The sequence below is a fragment of the Streptomyces sp. TAA486 genome, from assembly GCF_000426165.1.
On record NZ_KE384504.1, the window covers coordinates 203,739 to 220,877 of the forward strand.

Below are 17,139 nucleotides of genomic sequence, written 5' to 3' on the forward strand. Positions count from 1 at the left end.
CACCGGTGGTGCCGCAGAGGGCCTCGCCGGCTGACGCCGATCGCATCGGTTACACATTCAGGGACCGGGCCTTCGGGCTCGGTCCCTGAACCATGTCTCACCCGGCCCCAACACGAGGCCGCAGAAACGGCCTCGACGGACGGCCCGGCCATGGGCCAGCGCAAAACGGCGTGTTGGACGACGGTATATCCCATTTCGGCGAATAGGGTTTTCCACTGCCTGTATGCGATCAATTACCGATCGCGTAAGCCTTCATCGAAGTGGAGATGAAATGCCCAAGCTTCGCCAAGCTGCTCTTGTGGCGACCATGGTCGGTAGCGTCAGCATGCTCGGTGCCGGCGTCGCCGCTGCCGGCGGGGGAGAAGCGCCCCCGAGGGACGTGAACATCACCTGCAACCAGTCGAACGGCGACACCGCTGGGTCCACGGACCTCGGCAGCCTCGTCACCCTCAACGGCCCCCTCATCACGTTGGCCGACTCCCGCAACATGCAGAACATCTGCGGCGTCGGCAACAACGACAACGACCAGACCTCCGGTGACGCCAACGGCGGGCCGACCGCCCTCGTCGACTAGGAGCCAAGGGGCAGCCTCGTCGGGCAGCTCAGGGACCGGTCCACAGCCGGTTCCTGAGCTGCCCGTCCGCATGTCCGGCCGACGGTGACGTACTTCGGTGGAGCGGTCGGTCAGACGGCCGTCGAGAAGCGGTCGAACGCGCCGTGCGGGTCGAGGACGTACTTGGTGCTGGCGCCCTTGTCGAACTCCGCGTAGCCGTGCGGGGCGTCCTCCAAGGGGAGCACCTGGGCGTTGACCGCCTTGGCGATCTGCGCGCGGCCGTGCAGGATCGCCATGGCCAGCTCACGGTTGTAATTCATCACCGGGCACTGGCCCGTGGTGAAGCTGTGGGCCTTCGCCCAGCCGAGGCCGAGGCGCAGCTTGAGCGATCCGGTCCGTGCGTCGTCGTCCACGCCGCCGGGGTCCTCCGTGACGTACAGACCGGGGATGCCCAGGGATCCTCCTGCCCTCGTCGTCTCCATCAGCGAGTTCAGGACCGTGGCCGGTGCCTCGGCGGAGTCCTTGCCGTGGCCCCTGGCCTCGAAGCCCACGGCGTCCACGGCCGAGTCGACCTCGGGTTCGCCGAGCAGTTGGTCGATCTGGTCCTGCGGGGAGCCGAGCGTCAGGTCGACGGTCTCGCAGCCGAAGCTGCGGGCCTGTGCGAGACGCTCCTCGTTGAGGTCGCCGACGATGACGACGGCGGCGCCGAGGAGTTGGGCCGAATGCGCCGCGGCGAGACCGACCGGGCCCGCTCCGGCGATGTAGACGCTGCTGCCCGGGCCGACGCCGGCGCTGACGCAACCGTGGTAGCCGGTGGGGAAGATGTCGGCGAGCATCGCCAGGTCGAGGAGCTTGTCCAGGGCCTGGTCGCGGTCCGGGAACCGCAGCAGGTTGAAGTCCGCGTACGGCACCATCACGTACTCGGCCTGGCCTCCGACCCAGCCGCCCATGTCGACGTAGCCGTAGGCGGATCCGGGGCGGGCCGGATTGACGTTGAGGCAGATGTGGGTCTTGCGCTCCTTGCAGTTGCGGCAGCGTCCGCACGCGATGTTGAACGGCACGGAGACGACGTCGCCCTCGTCGATGAACTCGACGTCCGGGCCCGTCTCGATCACCTCGCCGGTGATCTCGTGGCCCAGTACGAGGTCCGCGGGTGCGGTGGTGCGGCCGCGCACCATGTGCTGGTCGCTGCCGCAGATGTTGGTCGCGAGGACCTTGAGGATGGCGCCGTGCCGGCACTTGCGTCCGACGTTGCGCGGGTCCACTCCGGGGCCGTCGTGCAGCTCCAGGTCGGGATAGGCGATGGTCTGCACGTCGACGACGCCGGGTTCGATGTAGGCGACCGCCTTGTTTCCACTCATGAACTGTCCCTCCGACCACGCGTATGGGAACTGTTCGTCCCTCTTGTGGCAGTCTGCGTGAGCATGGACGGCTGGACCAGAGCCAGAGCCACAACGTCCCATCACCTGCACCTGTATGGCTTTTGCGTGACGATGTGGCGACCCGTCAGCCTGGCTGCGGCTGGCAGCGGGGGCACCAGACCGTGCTGCGGCCGGCGGTGCGGCCACGGCTCAGTTCCGTACCGCAGCGCGGGCACGTGCCGTGCGGGTCGTCGCGGTGGCCCGTGAGCCAGGATTCGCGGGGCGGTACGCAGCCCGAGCGCACGGACGAGCGGAGGACGGTCCGCATGTTCCCGTGGAGGCGGGCGCGTTCGCCGTCGGTGAGGCCGTTCGCGCGGCGGGACGGGTGCAGGCGGGAGTGCCAGAGGATCTCGTCGGCCAGCAGGTTCCCGATCCCCGCGATCACCGACTGGTCGGTCAGCGCCGACTTGACGCCGCCTCGGCGGCGCCGGAGCAGCGCGTCGAACTCGTCAGGGCCGACGGCCGCGGCGTCCGGGCCCTGGGCGTCCAGGGTACGGGCGAGTTCCTCTTCGTCCGCGAGCCAGAGGCCCTTGAGTTTGCGCTGGTCGCGGTAGCGGAGCTGGCGGTCGCTGCCGACGGTGAAGGCGACGCGGTCGTGGGCGTGCCGCTCGTCCGTGGGGCGGCAGCACAGCAGTTGTCCGGTCATGCCGAAGTGGAGCATCAACGTGGGGCCGCCGGTACGGGCGAGGAGCCACTTGCCGTGACGCCCGGGCTCGGTGAAGGTGCGGCCCTCCAACTCGTGGCGGAGCCCCTGCGCGCTCACTCCGTGGAGCACGCCCGTGTCGTAGACCTCGACGTGGCGGATCCGCCGGTCGCGTGCGCAGGAGTCGAGGAGCCTGCGGAAGCCTTCGACGTCGGGCAGTTCAGGCATGCCGTTCACCACCGGTCCCGGGAGCGCCGGGGACGGATCGACCCCGGATCACGGGCGTCATCGCTGGACGCGGAGTCGGCACGAGTGAGCGCGGTGCTCCGGGCCTCCCCCGGACAACGCCCGGAACACCGCTGCCCGTCGCAGAGAGTGCCGTGTCCGCGGGTGCGGGCGCACGTCATTCGGACCTGGCCGAAAGACGCCCTGAGAAGGCGGGCTTCAGGGCGCGAGGTAGTCCTGGAAGAGCCCGGAAGGGTCCCATCGCTCCCTCACCCGCCTCAATCGTTCCCAGTCGGCGGGCGCGTAGGAGCGCCGGGAACGTGAAACCCCGGCGCCCAGGTCCGCCTCGCCGATGTAGTGGCTTCCGGTGCCGGTCGGGTCGAGTTCGTCCATGCCCTCCCTCAGCCAGCGCGTGTTGATCACGTCGGCCGCCGGGTCCTCCCAGATCGCGAAGCAGGCGAGATACGACTCGCCCAGCGCGGAGAAGGCCATGTCCCGCAATCCGTGCGGGTCGGGGGCGACGGGCTCCACGGGGAGGAGCACCAGGGAGTGCTCGGACGGCGACCGGGCGATCAGCTCGGCGCTGCGCGCCAGTTGGGTCTCGTACGACTCCGTCGACCACAGGGTGTCCACCGCGTACCGCCGCTCGGCGGGCCATGTCGAACCGGCGCCTTCGTACAGGTCCCTGAAGGCCACTGGGCTCGAGGGACTCACCTCCAGGGCGCGTTCGAGGAAGGGGCATGCGTCCAGAGGTACGAGCGCGTCCGCCGCCTGCTCCCGCGTCGCGGCGAAGGCGCTCGCCTGGATCTTGAGCCGGGGCCCGGGACCGGCCGTGCCCACGGCGGGACCGGCGGCCGTGAGCACGAGGCCGGTCTCCACGTTCGGCGGCATCTCCCGCGCCGTGCTCACCGCCCAGCTCCCCACGCGCTCGGTCTCGGCCAGTGGGAACGTGAACTGCGCCGTCATGATCGAGCCCGGGTGCGGAAGCAGCCGCAGCCTGAAGCGGGTGACGACGGCGAAGAATCCGCATCCCGCTCCGCGTGCAGCCCAGAACAGGTCCGGGTTCTCACTCTCGCTGCAGATGACGGTGCGGCCGTCGGCGGTGACGGCCTCGATCTCCTCCACGTACTGACAGGCCGGGCCCAGTTCACGGGAGTTCCAGCCGTGGCCTCCGCTGAGCAGGTAGCCGCCCAGGGCGACGGTCGGGCAGTGGCCGGTGGGGAACGCCAGCCGGTAGCGGGCCAGTTCACCGGCGAGCGTCCGGCCAATGACGCCGGGGCCCACCGTCGCGGTCGACGAGTCCGGGTCGATGTCGCACTGGTCGAGGCCGGAAAGGTCGAGAAGCAGGGCTCCGTCGCGGAGTTGGGAGCCGGACCAGTTGTGCCCGCCGGAGCGCATCGAGACGCGCAGGCCCTGTTCGCGGGCGTAAGCGAGGACTTGGGGAATGTCCCGCTCGGAGGCGGGGCGCACGATCAGCTCGGGGAACCGGTCGGGCTTGAGCCCGTTCCAGACCGCCGACTCACGAGCGCGCTCGTACGCGCTCTCGCCGCGCCTGGTCAGCTCGCCCTCGATGCGTGGGTGGCTGCCTGTGGTCACCGTGTTCCGGTGGCTGCTCATCGGGTCCTCGCCTCGTCGGCGCCGGCAGCGATCAATTCCGCTCCGTACATACCTTGTTGGGGATGACCGCTGCGGCGAGATCCGCCGTGAATCGCGGGGTTGCGCGAGAACTCACTTCAGGTAGCGTAGGCAAATGTAATTTTAGGTGCAACTCGGGCACAACTCTACGAGAGCCTCATCCGCTGAGTGGCCTTGCCCCAGCCGTACGAGGCATGGACCAGCAAGCCGGACCGGCACCCTTGCCGAGGGTTCCGGCTCCCGTCCGGACCTCAGTCCGGGCAGACTCCCCGGGCAGCGTCCCCGGGATTCGGCCCGGCACTCCGGACACGGCGGCGGGCCGCCCCGTGGCCCTTCCGTGACACCGCGGGCCGGCCTGCCGCCGCCATGTGCGCCTCCGGCGCGTGGCGCCCCCGTATCGGCAGGGATCGGCGCCCTCTCAGACCGGCATCGCCCGGACCTCGTACTGAGGAATCCACTTGTCCCTCGTCACGAGGGTCAGTCCCTCGATCTGGGCCTGGGCGATCAGCACCCGGTCGAAGGGATCCCTGTGCAACGTCGGCAGCCGGCCCGCCCGAACTCCGTGACCGGCGGTGATCGGAAGGCCGGTGAACTGGCTGTCGCGTACCCGCTCCGCCAGATCGTCCGGGCCTTGAAGCTTGCCCAGCGACTGCTTGATGGCGATCTCCCAGGGCGTGACGGCACTGACGTAGACAGCGGGCTCGGTATCGATCAGGTCCTTCGTCTCGCCGGACAACTCGGGGGAATCATCCAGCCACCACAGCACTACGTGCGTGTCGAGAAGCAGGCGCATCAACGCATCCCGAAGGAGTCGGCAATGTCGTCGGGCAGCTCTTCGAAATCGTCCGCGATGTGGATGGCCCCGCGGAGTGAGCCACGGCCGGTCCGCTGCACCTTGGGGCGCAGAGGCACCACCTTTGCCACCGGCTCCCCTGCTTTGTTGATCACGACTTCCTCCCCGGTGGCGACCTGCTCCAGGATCCGGGAAAGGTGAGTCTTGGCTTCATGCACGTTGTACTGATGAGCAGCTTCCATGGCTCCGTCACCCAACACGAGTCATGATGTTGACTAAGTGGTGGACTAAGCATACTCCCTCGCCCCTGTGTCGTCACGCCGCCTCCCGCAGGCCCCTGCCATCAGCCCTGCTCATCGCGTCGTTCGTGCCTCCGCGCGCCGTCCGACGGCTCCGCGCGGCTGACCGCGTTGACTGCGGCCAGCGTGGCGCGGAGCCGTTCGGCGGGCGTGGCTCTGCGTACGCGGGCGGGGTCGGCCTCCCATTCGCGGCCGCCGCGAATGGGGCGGAGCCTCAGCCATCCGTCCTGCCGTCCGTGCACCTTGCCGACGCTGCCCCGATCCTCATCGACGACGACCGCGCCTTCGAGCGGCAGCGCGGGGTCCAAGCTCAACCCTCGCCCACCCTTCGGAGAGCGGCGGTCAGCGCGGCGGCCGTCTCGAGATTGCAGCGCCCCAGCTCGATGAGGGGACGCGGGTCCAACGGTCGGCTGCACGAGAGCAGATCAATGCTGAGGGACGGGAGGACGATGCCGAGGTCGGTGAGAGCTTCCTGAAGCTTCACCACCGCCTCGGTGGATGTCGTCATGGCCTCGACGGCGCGGTCGTCGAAGGAGTCCGGATATAGGGAGTGCACTGCGATCACCTTTCCCTGGTTGCCCGTTCATCACGCTTCGCACTCATAGCGTCACCAGTCGCGGCTACGCTGGGTAGGGGATCCGACCCAGCAAGCGATCTGCTCGACCCGGGGGAACCGGCAATGACTCAGCCCAAGGAGCTCGACCCCTACACCTCGCCACGCGCCTTCTACGGAGCGGAACTTCGCCGGCTCCGGGAGAAGGCCGGGTGGTCGCAGGAGCAGTTGGGCGAGCGCGTCTTCTGTTCCGGCACGTATGTGGGGCAGTTCGAGTCGGCCGTGCGCCGCCCGCAGACGGACGTCTCCAAGCAGTTCGACGAAGTCCTCGGCAGCGGTGAGCACATCCAGCGCCTGTGCAGGCTCGCCCGGCAGTCGAAGCACCCCGACTACTTCGCGGACGCGGCGGAGCTGGAGAAGCACGCCATCACGATCAGCGAGTACGCGCCGATGCTCGTGCCCGGGCTGCTGCAGACCGAGTCGTACGCGCGGGCGCTGACTCGGGCGACGCTCCCCTTCGCGCCCGAGGAGGAGATCGAGGAGCACGTACGGGCCCGGCTCGACCGCCAGCGGCTGCTGGGCGACCCAACAACTCCCCAGTTGTGGGCGGTCATTCACGAGGCCGTTCTCCGAGTCCCGATGGGCGGGTCCGCCATCATGTGCGAACAACTTCTGCGCGTAGCGGAGTTGGGGCGGGCGCACCGGATCATGGTCCAGGTGCTCCCTTTCGAGGCGGCGGCGCAGGCCGTACTGAACGGCATGGCATCCGGCATGACGTTCAAGGACGCGCCACCGGTGACGTACACCGAAGGGGCGGGCACGGGGCAACTCATCGACGAACCTTCGCTGGTTGAGCAGAACCAGAAGTCATACGATCTCGTCAGGGCCGCCGCGCTCTCGCCGGTCGCCTCTCTGACCCTGCTCGAATCAGTAGCTGAGGACTACAAGAGACGATGAGCACTGCACGCGATCTGAGCACGGCCGCCTGGCGCAAGTCATCCCACAGCGATGGGCAAGGCGGGAGCTGCCTCGAGGTCGCCGACGGATTCGACGGGGTGATGCCCGTCCGCGACAGCAAGGTCCCGGAAGGGCCCGCGCTGCTCTTCCCAACTGAGAGCTGGAGCTCTTTCGTCGCCGCCGTCAGCGGCGGGGCGCTCCGCTCGCGCTGAGCAAGTCCTCGGAGCGGCCCGTCCGTCGGGGGTTCGCCGGAGCGGGCTCGATCCGTGACGCCGGGGTGAGCCGTGTGCCCGCCCAGGCCAGCAGGAACGCGAGCGGGACGCTGAGGAGCCCCGGGGCGTACAGCGGGAAGACGACCCAGTCCTCGTCCGGGAAGACGGAGTCCGGGCTGCCGGACACGGCCGGTGAGACCGCGAGCAGCGCCAAGGTGACGAGCGTGCCCCCGTACACGCACCAGCGCAGCCCGCGCAGGGTGAAGTCCCGCCAGAGCAGGGCGCATCCGAGCGCGGGGAGGACGACGGTGGCGGCCTCGGTGTAGGTGAGGACGAGCCAGAACTGCGCGTCGGCGGTGCGTCCGAAGACGGCCAGCGCGATGCAGACCACGCCGACGATCACGAGTGCGATCCTCGCCCGCAGCGGACGGTGCGGGTTGACCTGGCCTGCGGGGGCGTGCCGGTGGCGACCCATGTCGTGGACGATCGCGGCGGAGCCCGCGAGGAGGAGCACCGACGCGGACGCGAGGACGGTCAGGAACGCCGCGCAGGCGATGAACGTGAGCAACGTGCCTGGACTGTCGGGGCTGTTGGGGTCGCTCCCGTCGAGTGCGGCGGCGAGCAGCAGCAGGTTGTTGCTGCCGCGCGGCCCCGCGTCCTCGAGTTGCTTCGCTCCGGCCAGCGCCTGCATGCCGTAGCCGATGACCGCGACCGCGACGGAGATCAGGCAGATGGCGGCGACGGCCCAACTGCTCGCGCGGCGTGCGCTTTCGGCCGTTCGGCTCGTGGAGAGGCGCATCACCAGGTGCGGCAGGAACGCCGTGCCGAGCAGCACCGTGACCGCGAGGCTGAGCGTGTCGAGGCGTCCCACGAAGTCGGTGCCGAAGAGCCGCCCGGGGGCGAGGTAGGCCTCGCCGGCTCCGCTGCCCTGTGCGGCCTGCGCGAGCACCTGGCCATAGTCCCAGTCGAAGCGGGCCAGCACCAGCGCGGCCAGCAGGGGTGCGACGAGCAGGAACCCGATGGTCTTGACGATCTGCAGCAGCGTGGAACCTCGCACGCCGCCGATCGCCGCGCAGGAGAGGATGAGGATTCCGACGAGCGCGATACCGGCCATCTCGCCGTGCTCGCCCGGCAGTCCCATCAGCGAGGCGGTGATCTGACCGATGGGGACGAGCTGCGCGACGAGCAGCGGGATGGACACGACGAGCGTCGCGATGCCGGCGGCGCGGCGGGCGGGACCGGCGGGCAGGCGGCGGGAGAGCACGTCGCCGAGGGACCAGCCGGGTCCGGTGGGCAGGCGTTCGGCCAGCCATATCTTCATCAGCACGGGCGAGAGCGCTGTGGCGGCGATGACGAGGATGCCGTCATAGCTGCCGACGGCGACGATCCCGCAGAGGTAGAGGACACCGGCTGCGGAGATGAAGTCGCCGGTGAAGGCGATCCCTTGGCGCAGGGGATTCGTACTGCCCTGCGGCGCGAAGAAGTCGTCCATGCCCTCGTGCAGGTCGGGGCTGGTCAGCATGGAGATGAACAGGCAGCCCGCGAGGAAGACAAGGAAGAGGGAGATCGCTATGGCACGTTCGTCGGCGAGTGAACTCACGTGGTCGCCCTCGCTGCGCCGCGCGCCCCGTGGGTCCGGCCGCCGAAGGCACGGGAGGAGTCGAAGGCGTTGAACCCGCCGCCGTCCTCGTCCGAGGTCTCGGCGGTGCCCGGCGTCCAGGAGCGACGGGGTTGCTCGGCCTGGACGGCCGGTTCGCGCTTGGCGACCCGCTGAGCGAGCGGTTCGACGTGCCGCCGGGCATGGCGGTCGTGACGGAACACCGCGACAGCGATGAGCAACACCTGTGCGGCCGCGGCCAGTTCACCCACGCGGAGGCCGCCGAAGACCTGAAGCGGCAGCAGTCCGGGGATGAGGCAGGAGACGAGCGCGTACAGCAGAAAGACGCCGAGGACGAGGCCGAGGCCCCTGTGGAGCTGGGTGCGGCGTGCGGCGGTCAGGGCCTCGCTGGAGGAGCCCGTCCGGTAGGCCGGCCGCATGGAATCCCGTCGGAGAAACCCCGAACTCCCCTGAACCATAGGGTCGTTGCGGCGACTCTGCGGCGCCCGGCGGTGGGTGTGTGAAGGCATGCCGGGGCGACGGGCGAAAGTCAAAAGGTTCTCCAGCGGGTCATTGGGGCAGCCTGATGCACCGAGACACGGGAAGGCTGCGAACAGCCGGTTGTTTACCGGGGGTTACGGCAGTTTAGGGCCGCTAATGGTGATCACTGAAGGGCCGCGTGTGAAGGGAGTCGGTGAAGGTAACGTGCCGGGGCGCTCACACAGGCGGGCCCTGCTGCACGGGCAAGTCGGCAGCCCCCGGCGGGACTTGCGGCCTCGCCTTCCGTCGCGCCGAGAACGCCCGACCGGACGGCCACGCGGGCCTCCGGGCCGACGCGCCTCCCCGTCCGGCCCACTGCTGATGCCCGGTCAGCGAAGCGAGCCGAACGGGCCGCCGACGCTCACAGACGCACTTGCTGCCCCTTGCCCAGCGCCACGATGCCGTCGGCCGACACCGTGCAGTACTCGGCGTCGTGTTCGCCGTTGACGCCGACGGTCCCTCCCTCGGGAACCACGACGTTCTTGTCGAGGATCGCCTGGCGCACCACCGCGTTGCGGCCCACCCGCACGCCCGGAAGCAGCACGGCGCCCTGCACGACGGCTCCCTCCTCGACGACGACCCCGGGCGCCAGGACCGAACCGGTCACCTGACCAGCGATTATCGAACCCGTGCTCACCATCGACTCGCTCGCGATACCGCCCTGGACGAACTTCGCCGGGGGCAGCTGCGCCTGGTTCGTGAAGATGGGCCAGGACCGGTTGTAGAGATTGAAGACGGGCTCGGGCGAGATCAGATCCATGTGCGCGTCGTAGTACGCGTCGAGGGTCCCGACGTCGCGCCAGTAGCCGTGGTCGCGTTCGCTCTCGCCCGGGACCTCGTTGTCGTCGAAGTCGTAGACCTGCGCCTGGCCCCGGTCGGTGAGCAGCGGCAGGATGCTGCCGCCCATGTCGTGGACGGAGTCCTCGTTCTCCGCGTCCCTCCGCAGGGCGTCGAGGAGGACGTCGGTGGAGAAGATGTAGTTGCCCATCGAGGCGAACACGTGGTCCGGGTCCCCGGCCAGTACGGGCGGGTCCTCGGGCTTCTCCAGGAACTCCTTGACGCGCTCGCTCCCCTGATCCGTGTTGATCACCCCGAACGAACTCGCCTGGTCCCGGGGCACCTTGATGCCCGCGACCGTCACACCCGCACCGCCCGCGATGTGCTGGCGGAGCATCTGCCGCGGGTCCATGCGGTAGACGTGGTCGGCACCGAAGACGACGACGTAGTCGGGCTGTTCGTCGTGGATGAGGTTGAGCGACTGGTAGATCGCGTCGGCGCTGCCCATGAACCAGCGCGGGCCGAGCCGCTGCTGCGCGGGGACGGGCGTCACGTAGTCGCCCTGCAGGCCCGTGAGCCGCCACGTGGTCGAGATGTGCCGGTCGAGCGAGTGCGACTTGTACTGGGTGAGGACGGCGATGCGGGTGATCCCGCCGTTGACGAGGTTGGACAGTACGAAGTCCACGAGCCGGTAGACGCCGCCGAAGGGGACCGCGGGCTTGGCGCGGTCCGCCGTGAGCGGCATCAGTCGCTTACCCTCGCCGCCTGCCAGCACGATGCCCAGTACGCGCGGTCCTGCTGCCATCCCGAAACCTCCGCCGCCTGATCTTCCCGGCCGCGCACGCGCCCGGCCGCCGGTCAACCTCGTCCCACCCCGCGCCCGGTGCTCGCCTCGCTCACCGCACGCCACACGCTCCCGGCATCGCACCCCGCCCGGTGGACTCCCCGGGGCGGTCGGTCCGTGTCCCGTAAACCCCTTGTACGCACGATTGCGGAGCGGCAAACGTCGATCAAGGGGAAGGGCGGGGTGAAGGGGGCTCGCGGGCCGGAAGGTGCGCACGCCAGACTGCACGGAGAAGCGGCACACGGCAGGTGGGGCGGGAGGCGGAAGGGGAGGACGATGAGCGGGAACGGAGTTGCGGGGTCCTGGTCGGGCCGGGCAGCGGCGCCCGGAACGGCCGGTACGGCCGGAGCCGCCGGCCCGGCGGGCGGCGACCGCGGGCGGGTCCTGGTCGTCGACGACGACGCGGCGATCCGGCGCTCGCTGAGCCGCGGACTGCGGCTGAACGGGTTCGCCGTCGAACTGGCCGAGGGCGGGCGCCGCGCGCTGTCCCTCATGCGGGAGCGGCCCGCCGACGTCGTCGTGCTCGACATCTCGATGCCGGACGTGAATGGGATCCAGGTGTGCCAGGCGCTGCGCGACGGCGGAGACGACGTGCCCGTGCTGATGCTCTCCGCGCTCGATGAGACCGCCGACCGCATCGCGGGGCTCCAGGCCGGCGGCGACGACTATCTGGTCAAGCCGTTCGCGCTCCAGGAGCTGGTGCTGCGCCTGGACGCGCTGCTGCGCAGGCGGGCGCCCGCGCCGGGTACGGCAGGCGGCACGGGGGGCGCGGCGGGTGGCGGGATGGCCGCTGCCGGTCCAGGACCCGGCCTCGGCGGATCCGTGGACGCCTCCGGGCCGGGTGCGATACCCGGAGCCGCCGAGGCCGTGCGCGTCGGCGGCCTCGTACTGAACCCGGCGACCCGCGAGGCGCACCGCGAGGGCGAGCCGCTGCCGCTGACCCGCCGGGAGTTCGAACTCCTCCTCGTACTCGCCCGCAACGCCGGCATTGTCCTGACCAGGGACCAGCTGCTGGAGCGCGTCTGGGGCTACGACTTCGAGGTGCGGACGGACGCCGTCGACACGTTCATCAGCTATCTGCGCCGCAAGACCGAGAGCGGCGGACGGCCGCGGCTGCTGCAGACCGTGCGGGGCGTCGGCTTCGTACTGCGCGAGGAGAAGCAAGGGGCAGGCCCATGAAGATGAAGCTCTCCACACGCATCGCGCTGGCGGTCGGCCTCACCGTGCCCCTGCTCGTCCTCGCTTCCGGCTGGCTGCTGTTCGCGCTGGTCTCGCGCGACCTGCACGCCGAACAGGACGCGCATCTGCGGGAGCGCGCCGCCGTGGTGAAGAAGGACGCACGGCGGCTGCTGCGCGTGGCCTCTTCGGACAAGCCGCGTGCCGAGCAGATCCGTGAGCGGCGGCTCTACGCGGCGGCCCTCGACGTGGGCATCCGCGTCGTCGGTCCCGACGGCACCTTCTCCGGAGGGCCGCAGCCCGATGCCCGTACACGGCTGCCCAAGGCCGCACCGCGCCCCGTCACCGTCCAGGAGCGGGGCAAGGGCACACCGGAGGGCATGCCGCGCAAGCGCAGGGTGGACAGCTGGCGTGTGCTCTCGGTGCCGGTGCAGGGCAAGCGGGCCGGGGTCGACGGCACGCTGTGGCTCTTCTCCCCCGACACCACCGGGAGGGCCCAACTCGCTTTCGTACGACGGCGGGTGCTGGGTGTCGCGATCGTCGCCGCGCCCGTCTCCGCGCTGCTGGCGTGGGCCGCGGCCTCGCGTGCTAGCCGTCCGCTGCGCAGGCTGCAGCGGCGCACCAGCGGCCTGGATCCGCGCGCGGACACGTCGCGGCTGGAACACACCCCGACGGGGATCACCGAGGTCGACGATCTCGCGGAGACGCTGCGCACAGTGCTCGCGCGCTACGACGAGCAGGCCGGACGCACGAAGCAGGCGCTGGCCACCGCCCGGTCCTTCTCGTCGTCGGCCGCGCACGAACTGCGCACCCCGCTGATGAGCATGCAGACCAATCTGGAGATCCTCTCCACCCATCCGGAGCTGGCGGGCGAGGACCGCGACGAAGTGCTGGAGGACCTGCGGCGTGAGCACTCCCGGCTGCTGGGCCTGCTGGTGATGCTGCGGGAGCTGGGGCAGGGCGACCTCGTCGAGGCGGACGCGTTCGGACCGCTGGACCTGGGTGAGGTGGTCGAGGCGGCGGTGGCGGACGCCGGGCGGCGAGACCGTGCGGCGGCGGTGAGCCTTGCCGCCGCCGAGCCCGGACTGACCGTCCACGGCTGGGAGCCCGGCCTGCGCTCACTGCTCGACAACCTCATCGGCAACGCGCTGACGCACGGGCGCCGGAACCTGTACGGCGGAGCGGCGGGCGCCGTCGAGGTCGCGGTGCGCCCGTACGCGTCACCAGCGGGACCTGTCGCGATCCTCACCGTCGACGACGAAGGCCCGGGCATCCCGCAGGAGCAGCGCGCGGCGGTCTTCCAGCGCTTCCGGCGCGGCGCGGAGAGCAGCGGTTCGGGACTCGGGCTCACGCTCGTCGCGCAGCAGGCGGCGCTGCACCGGGCGACGGTCGAGATACGGGAGCGGCCCGACGGCCGACAGGGCACGCGCGTCGAGGTGCGCATCCCGCTGGCGCCCCGCGAGGCGAGCGCAGCGGACCCGCGGCTTCCCGCGCAGCGCGACTGGCTGATCGGGACCGCTTCCGGCTCACAGGGAATTCACAAAGAGGGCCTCTAACGTCCGGGACCGCGCGGGCGATCCCCACTCGTGCCGTCCCGACAAGGAGGAGAGACCGTCATGAGGAAAACGAAGGGAACCGTCGTCGCCCTGTCCACCGTCGCAGCGCTGCTCGCGACGGGCGGTGCCGCAGCGGCGGTCGCCGGCAGCGACGCGAGTCCGGTGTCCGCCGACACGTCGCAGACGCAGGCCGAAACGGCCAAGGACCGGCACGACAAGGCCAAGAAGCGCCTCGGCAAGGCCAAGAAGAGGCTCGCGAAGCACGCGCCCAAGGCCGACGGCTCCAAGGCGCTGTGCAAACACGCCCCGAAGATCGACAAGCGCATCGACCGCGTCCAGAACCGGCTCGACGGCGGTCTGCGCACGCGCGGATCCATCGACCGCCTGGAGAAGCGCATCGAGAACGCGAAGAAGGCCGGCCACGGGGTCATCGCCGACTTCCTGAACGACCGCCTCGACGACCGCCGCGAACTCAAGGTCAGGCTGAAGGACCGCGAGGAGGGCCTGAAGAAGGTCCGCGCCTGGTGCGCCACGCAGGACGACGGCAAGAGCGAGAAGAACAGCAGCGGCGAGAGCAGCGACAGCTGACGCCCTGAGGCCCTGTCGTTCGGTCCACCGAAGGGGGTCGCGCCCGTCCACGCCGCGGGGGGCGGACGGGCGTGATCCCCGGTTCCGGTCACGTCCCCCGCCCCACGGGCTGGGGGACGCGGGCCGCCGAGGTGCCCAGCCCCCTCGGGGTGTGTTGCCGGTCGGGGGCGTGGCGGAGGTCCTCCTCGCGGTAGCGGCGGCAGCCCTCGTGCCAGGCCTTGATGCCCGACAGCCAGTTCTCCAGGTCCTCCACGTACGAGCAGAGGGTGCGGCGCGCTTCCTCGTCCAGTCCGAAGTCGTCGCACAGGACGGGGAGTTCGTGGGCCGCCACGTGCTGGAACTGACGCATCCGCGAGGTCATCAGGTCGTCCACGATGCCGAGTGCCGCCGGGTAGTCGCAGTCGAAGAAGTTCTGCACGACGAGGATGCCGTTGTGGATCTCGCCCTCGTACTCGATCTCCTTCTGGTACGAGAAGACGTCGTTGAGCAGGGCCGCGTAGTCGCACGCGGCGTTCTCCAGTGAGCGCAGGGGCCCGCTGCGGTGGATCTCCGGCGGGATGCTCCCGCCGTGCGCCAGTCGGCACAGGCTCATCGTCAGGTCCGAGCCGAAGGTCAGGCGCCGCATCTCGATGTAGTCGACGGGGTCGGGGATGCGGTTCTGCGCCTGGTTGGCCAGTTCCCACAGCCAGCTGCCCGTCATGTCCTCGATGGCCCGGCGCAGGGCGGGGCGCGCGTCCGGGGCCATCGGTCCCGCGGTGCGGGCCCACAGGTCGGCGAGCCCGCGTTCCAGCGCGGTGGCCGGCGGCGGGGTCGCGCACGGGTCGTCGAGGGGCATGAACGCGGGGAGCCGGTCGGTGGCGGCCTTGGCGCCGGCCAGGTCGCGCCCGCGCCCGTAGACCACCGGGTAGTAGTCGTCGCCGTACGTTCCCCACGCCAACCAGGAGGAACTCAGGTCGAGTTCGTCCGGTGAAGCGTCCGGATGGATGCCCGCGGCGCACAGCGGCAGGTCGTTGTCGATCAGCCGGCGCTCGTCCCACACCTGGGAGAGGGGCACGCCCGGCTGCGGCTGGAGGATGCCCGTGCGGTGCGCCCAATCCACGACGTTGCGCCGGGCCGGCTCGAGATGCGGGCTGAGCCGGGCCGTGAACGGCATGCAGAAATCGGGCAGTTGAGAGGCACGCACCTGGCGGTACGGGACGTGGGTGAAGCTGCGGACACGCGCCGACTCGGCCCGCGGCGTGGTGCGCACGCCGCTCGCCGCACCGGGCCGGGCCGCGGACGAGCCCAGCCCCCTCGGCCGCAGCCACGGCTCGGGCAGCGGCCGGGACAGTCCGGGCAGCAGCCCGCCTGCGGCCGCCCCGCCGCTCGCTCCCGCACCGCCCTCGTTCATGTAGCGGCTGGAGCGCATGTGCCACTCGTGGCCGCCCGACTGCCAGTCCTGAAGTCCCTTGACGTACGCGAGCACACCCGCGCACTCCCGCGGATCGAGTCCCGACTCCGCGAAGAGCGGGGCGAGTTCGGTCAGCGCCGTGTTCTCGAACTGCTGCAGACGCGAGGTCAGCAGGTCGTTGACGGCGTCGGCCGCCTCCTGCGTGGCGCACTCCAGGAAGCGCTCCAGCACGAGTACGCCGTTGCTGTTCTCCCCCTCGTCCTCGACCTCCCGCTGGTACGAGAAGAGGTCGTTGCGCAGATGGACGGCGTCGGAGAAGGCGTCCCGCAGCACACGCATCGGCCGTGACGCGGCGATCCGTCCTGGCACCTCGGCGCCCGTCACGTACTCGACGAGCCCGGCGGACCAGGGCGCGCCGCCCACCTTGCGCCGCATCTCGACGTACTCGACGGGGTTGGGGACGCGGTGCGCGCCGATGTTGGACAGCTCCCAGAGGGACTCATACAGCAGATTCTGGGTGCTCTCCGCGAACCGGGCGCGCCAGCCGTCCGGCATGCGCGGGACCGTTCGGGCCCACAGGTCCGCCAGACCGGCCTCGACGGGGTTCGCTGGTTCGGGCATATCCGCGGACAGGGCCATCGGCATGAACTCGGCGAGCCTGTCGAGGTGTTGCTTCCCGCCCTCACGGTCGGGGGTGCGCTTGAACCTCTCCAGGAAGTGGTCGTCGAAGAAGAAGACCCACACGTACCAGTCGGTGACGAGTGAGAGGTCGGCGGACGTGGCGTCGGGATGCGTGCAGGCGCACAGCAGCGCGTAGTCGTGGGCTTCGAGATCGTCCTGGTCCCAGATGCCGGAGCCCTCCAGCATGCCCATTTCGCGTGCCCATGCGGTGGAGTGCGCCCGTGCCTGTTCCAGATGCGGGTTGAGCCGCGCCGGATACGGCATGTAGAAGTCCGGCAGTTGGAAGGGGTTGCCCGCTGTCACCGATGTGCCCCGGCCTTTCTCTCGTCGCCACCCGTCTCACGCCGTCTGTCGCGTCGTCGTACGAGGCTGCTCCGCAAGGTCTGCCGGGGGCGGCGTCGAGCCCTCTGCGACGCGGCCGACACACGCCGGTGTGTCCGCCTCCCGCCCCCGGTCGGGCTCAGCACTACCCGACGCCCGGGCGCCGTATCCATCGCAGAAAACAGTCATATAAGCCCACGCACAACCACCGGAGCGCCACTGGGACGGCCGTCCCAGCCAAGGCCCAACACCCGTGAATCCTTTCGGAATTCACATCCGTACCACTCAACCCGTGCGCCCCACGGCGCGTCTATACACGCGATGTATACCCCCTGCGTATAGCTGGGCGGCGATCGGACCCCGCACGGGACCGCGGAA

17 protein-coding genes are annotated in these 17,139 nt (G+C 70.3%); 6 read left to right on the forward strand and 11 right to left on the reverse strand.

Annotation, left to right across the window (positions count from 1 at the left end; genetic code table 11):
- The first annotated feature begins 271 nt into the window (after nucleotides 1-271).
- Nucleotides 272-574, forward strand: coding sequence for a hypothetical protein (locus tag I004_RS0130620; protein WP_158677154.1), 303 nt, complete (start codon nucleotides 272-274; stop codon nucleotides 572-574).
- A gap of 110 nt (nucleotides 575-684) precedes the next feature.
- On the opposite strand, the gene fdhA is transcribed toward I004_RS0130620, so the two are convergent.
- From fdhA to I004_RS0130655, 7 genes are all read right to left on the reverse strand, one after another.
- On the reverse strand, nucleotides 685-1,914 hold the full coding sequence (gene fdhA, locus I004_RS0130625) for a formaldehyde dehydrogenase, glutathione-independent (protein WP_028438590.1): 1,230 nt from the start codon (nucleotides 1,912-1,914) through the stop codon (nucleotides 685-687).
- A 145-nt stretch (nucleotides 1,915-2,059) separates the two neighbouring features.
- On the reverse strand, nucleotides 2,060-2,845 hold the full coding sequence (locus I004_RS0130630; RefSeq protein ID WP_028438591.1) for a DNA-formamidopyrimidine glycosylase family protein: 786 nt from the start codon (nucleotides 2,843-2,845) through the stop codon (nucleotides 2,060-2,062).
- Between the two features lie 216 nt (nucleotides 2,846-3,061).
- Nucleotides 3,062-4,459, reverse strand: a complete 1,398-nt coding sequence (locus I004_RS0130635; protein WP_051345624.1) for an FAD-binding oxidoreductase — start codon at nucleotides 4,457-4,459, stop codon at nucleotides 3,062-3,064.
- Between the two features lie 436 nt (nucleotides 4,460-4,895).
- Nucleotides 4,896-5,270 (reverse strand): type II toxin-antitoxin system VapC family toxin, encoded by a 375-nt coding sequence (locus I004_RS0130640; protein WP_028438593.1) that lies wholly within the window; start codon nucleotides 5,268-5,270, stop codon nucleotides 4,896-4,898.
- Nucleotides 5,270-5,512, reverse strand: a complete 243-nt coding sequence (locus tag I004_RS0130645) for a type II toxin-antitoxin system prevent-host-death family antitoxin (protein WP_028438594.1) — start codon at nucleotides 5,510-5,512, stop codon at nucleotides 5,270-5,272. The genes I004_RS0130640 and I004_RS0130645 overlap by 1 nt, the downstream gene beginning before the upstream one ends.
- A gap of 101 nt (nucleotides 5,513-5,613) precedes the next feature.
- The gene (locus I004_RS37175) at nucleotides 5,614-5,883 is read right to left on the reverse strand and encodes a hypothetical protein (RefSeq protein ID WP_486580704.1); all 270 of its coding nucleotides are present in this window, start codon (nucleotides 5,881-5,883) and stop codon (nucleotides 5,614-5,616) included.
- On the reverse strand, nucleotides 5,880-6,125 hold the full coding sequence (locus I004_RS0130655) for a hypothetical protein (RefSeq protein ID WP_037978638.1): 246 nt from the start codon (nucleotides 6,123-6,125) through the stop codon (nucleotides 5,880-5,882). Before I004_RS0130655 ends, I004_RS37175 begins: the two co-directional genes overlap by 4 nt.
- Before the next feature lie 123 nt (nucleotides 6,126-6,248).
- On the opposite strand from I004_RS0130655, the gene I004_RS0130660 reads away from it, so the two are divergent.
- Nucleotides 6,249-7,079 carry a Scr1 family TA system antitoxin-like transcriptional regulator gene (locus tag I004_RS0130660; RefSeq protein ID WP_028438596.1) on the forward strand — a complete coding sequence of 277 codons (831 nt, stop codon included), beginning with the start codon at nucleotides 6,249-6,251 and terminating at the stop codon, nucleotides 7,077-7,079.
- A complete protein-coding gene (locus tag I004_RS0130665; protein ID WP_028438597.1) occupies nucleotides 7,076-7,291 on the forward strand; it encodes a DUF397 domain-containing protein in 216 nt (71 codons plus the stop codon). The genes I004_RS0130660 and I004_RS0130665 overlap by 4 nt, the downstream gene beginning before the upstream one ends.
- Here I004_RS0130665 and I004_RS37180 read toward each other — a convergent pair.
- The 3 genes from I004_RS37180 to glgC all read right to left on the reverse strand — a co-directional run bounded on the left by I004_RS37180 (nucleotide 7,263) and on the right by glgC (nucleotide 11,010).
- On the reverse strand, nucleotides 7,263-8,891 hold the full coding sequence (locus tag I004_RS37180) for a sodium:solute symporter family transporter (protein ID WP_051345625.1): 1,629 nt from the start codon (nucleotides 8,889-8,891) through the stop codon (nucleotides 7,263-7,265). The two genes, I004_RS0130665 and I004_RS37180, sit on opposite strands and share 29 nt — an antisense overlap.
- Nucleotides 8,888-9,328: a DUF485 domain-containing protein gene (locus tag I004_RS37185; protein ID WP_037978498.1), complete on the reverse strand. Its 441-nt coding sequence runs from the start codon at nucleotides 9,326-9,328 to the stop codon at nucleotides 8,888-8,890. Before I004_RS37185 ends, I004_RS37180 begins: the two co-directional genes overlap by 4 nt.
- A 461-nt stretch (nucleotides 9,329-9,789) precedes the next feature.
- The gene (gene glgC, locus I004_RS0130680; RefSeq protein WP_028438598.1) at nucleotides 9,790-11,010 is read right to left on the reverse strand and encodes a glucose-1-phosphate adenylyltransferase; all 1,221 of its coding nucleotides are present in this window, start codon (nucleotides 11,008-11,010) and stop codon (nucleotides 9,790-9,792) included.
- A gap of 315 nt (nucleotides 11,011-11,325) precedes the next feature.
- On the opposite strand from glgC, the gene I004_RS0130685 reads away from it, so the two are divergent.
- Genes I004_RS0130685 through I004_RS37845 form a run of 3 tightly spaced genes read left to right on the forward strand, consistent with a single transcriptional unit; the run spans nucleotide 11,326 to nucleotide 14,369 of the window.
- Nucleotides 11,326-12,228: a response regulator transcription factor gene (locus tag I004_RS0130685; RefSeq protein WP_078511950.1), complete on the forward strand. Its 903-nt coding sequence runs from the start codon at nucleotides 11,326-11,328 to the stop codon at nucleotides 12,226-12,228.
- Entirely contained in the window at nucleotides 12,225-13,781 is a 1,557-nt protein-coding gene (locus I004_RS0130690; protein WP_486580707.1) for a sensor histidine kinase, read from the forward strand. Before I004_RS0130685 ends, I004_RS0130690 begins: the two co-directional genes overlap by 4 nt.
- A gap of 60 nt (nucleotides 13,782-13,841) precedes the next feature.
- Complete coding sequence (locus I004_RS37845) at nucleotides 13,842-14,369, forward strand: hypothetical protein (RefSeq protein ID WP_051345626.1); 528 nt, start codon at nucleotides 13,842-13,844, stop codon at nucleotides 14,367-14,369.
- Nucleotides 14,370-14,457: 88 nt separating this feature from the next.
- Here I004_RS37845 and I004_RS0130700 read toward each other — a convergent pair whose 3' ends face one another.
- On the reverse strand, nucleotides 14,458-16,704 hold the full coding sequence (locus I004_RS0130700; protein ID WP_037978644.1) for a terpene synthase family protein: 2,247 nt from the start codon (nucleotides 16,702-16,704) through the stop codon (nucleotides 14,458-14,460).
- Nucleotides 16,705-17,139 lie beyond the last annotated feature (435 nt).

Coding starts and splice junctions, on each gene's coding strand:
- I004_RS0130620 (WP_158677154.1), top strand. CDS start 272: ATGCCCAAGCTTCGCCAAGCTGCTCTTGTGGCGACCATGGTCGGTAGC.
- fdhA (WP_028438590.1), bottom strand. CDS start 1,914: ATGAGTGGAAACAAGGCGGTCGCCTACATCGAACCCGGCGTCGTCGAC.
- I004_RS0130630 (WP_028438591.1), bottom strand. CDS start 2,845: ATGCCTGAACTGCCCGACGTCGAAGGCTTCCGCAGGCTCCTCGACTCC.
- I004_RS0130635 (WP_051345624.1), bottom strand. CDS start 4,459: ATGAGCAGCCACCGGAACACGGTGACCACAGGCAGCCACCCACGCATC.
- I004_RS0130640 (WP_028438593.1), bottom strand. CDS start 5,270: ATGCGCCTGCTTCTCGACACGCACGTAGTGCTGTGGTGGCTGGATGAT.
- I004_RS0130645 (WP_028438594.1), bottom strand. CDS start 5,512: ATGGAAGCTGCTCATCAGTACAACGTGCATGAAGCCAAGACTCACCTT.
- I004_RS0130660 (WP_028438596.1), top strand. CDS start 6,249: ATGACTCAGCCCAAGGAGCTCGACCCCTACACCTCGCCACGCGCCTTC.
- I004_RS0130665 (WP_028438597.1), top strand. CDS start 7,076: ATGAGCACTGCACGCGATCTGAGCACGGCCGCCTGGCGCAAGTCATCC.
- I004_RS37185 (WP_037978498.1), bottom strand. CDS start 9,328: ATGCGGCCGGCCTACCGGACGGGCTCCTCCAGCGAGGCCCTGACCGCC.
- glgC (WP_028438598.1), bottom strand. CDS start 11,010: ATGGCAGCAGGACCGCGCGTACTGGGCATCGTGCTGGCAGGCGGCGAG.
- I004_RS0130685 (WP_078511950.1), top strand. CDS start 11,326: ATGAGCGGGAACGGAGTTGCGGGGTCCTGGTCGGGCCGGGCAGCGGCG.
- I004_RS0130690 (WP_486580707.1), top strand. CDS start 12,225: ATGAAGATGAAGCTCTCCACACGCATCGCGCTGGCGGTCGGCCTCACC.
- I004_RS37845 (WP_051345626.1), top strand. CDS start 13,842: ATGAGGAAAACGAAGGGAACCGTCGTCGCCCTGTCCACCGTCGCAGCG.
- I004_RS0130700 (WP_037978644.1), bottom strand. CDS start 16,704: ATGCCGTATCCGGCGCGGCTCAACCCGCATCTGGAACAGGCACGGGCG.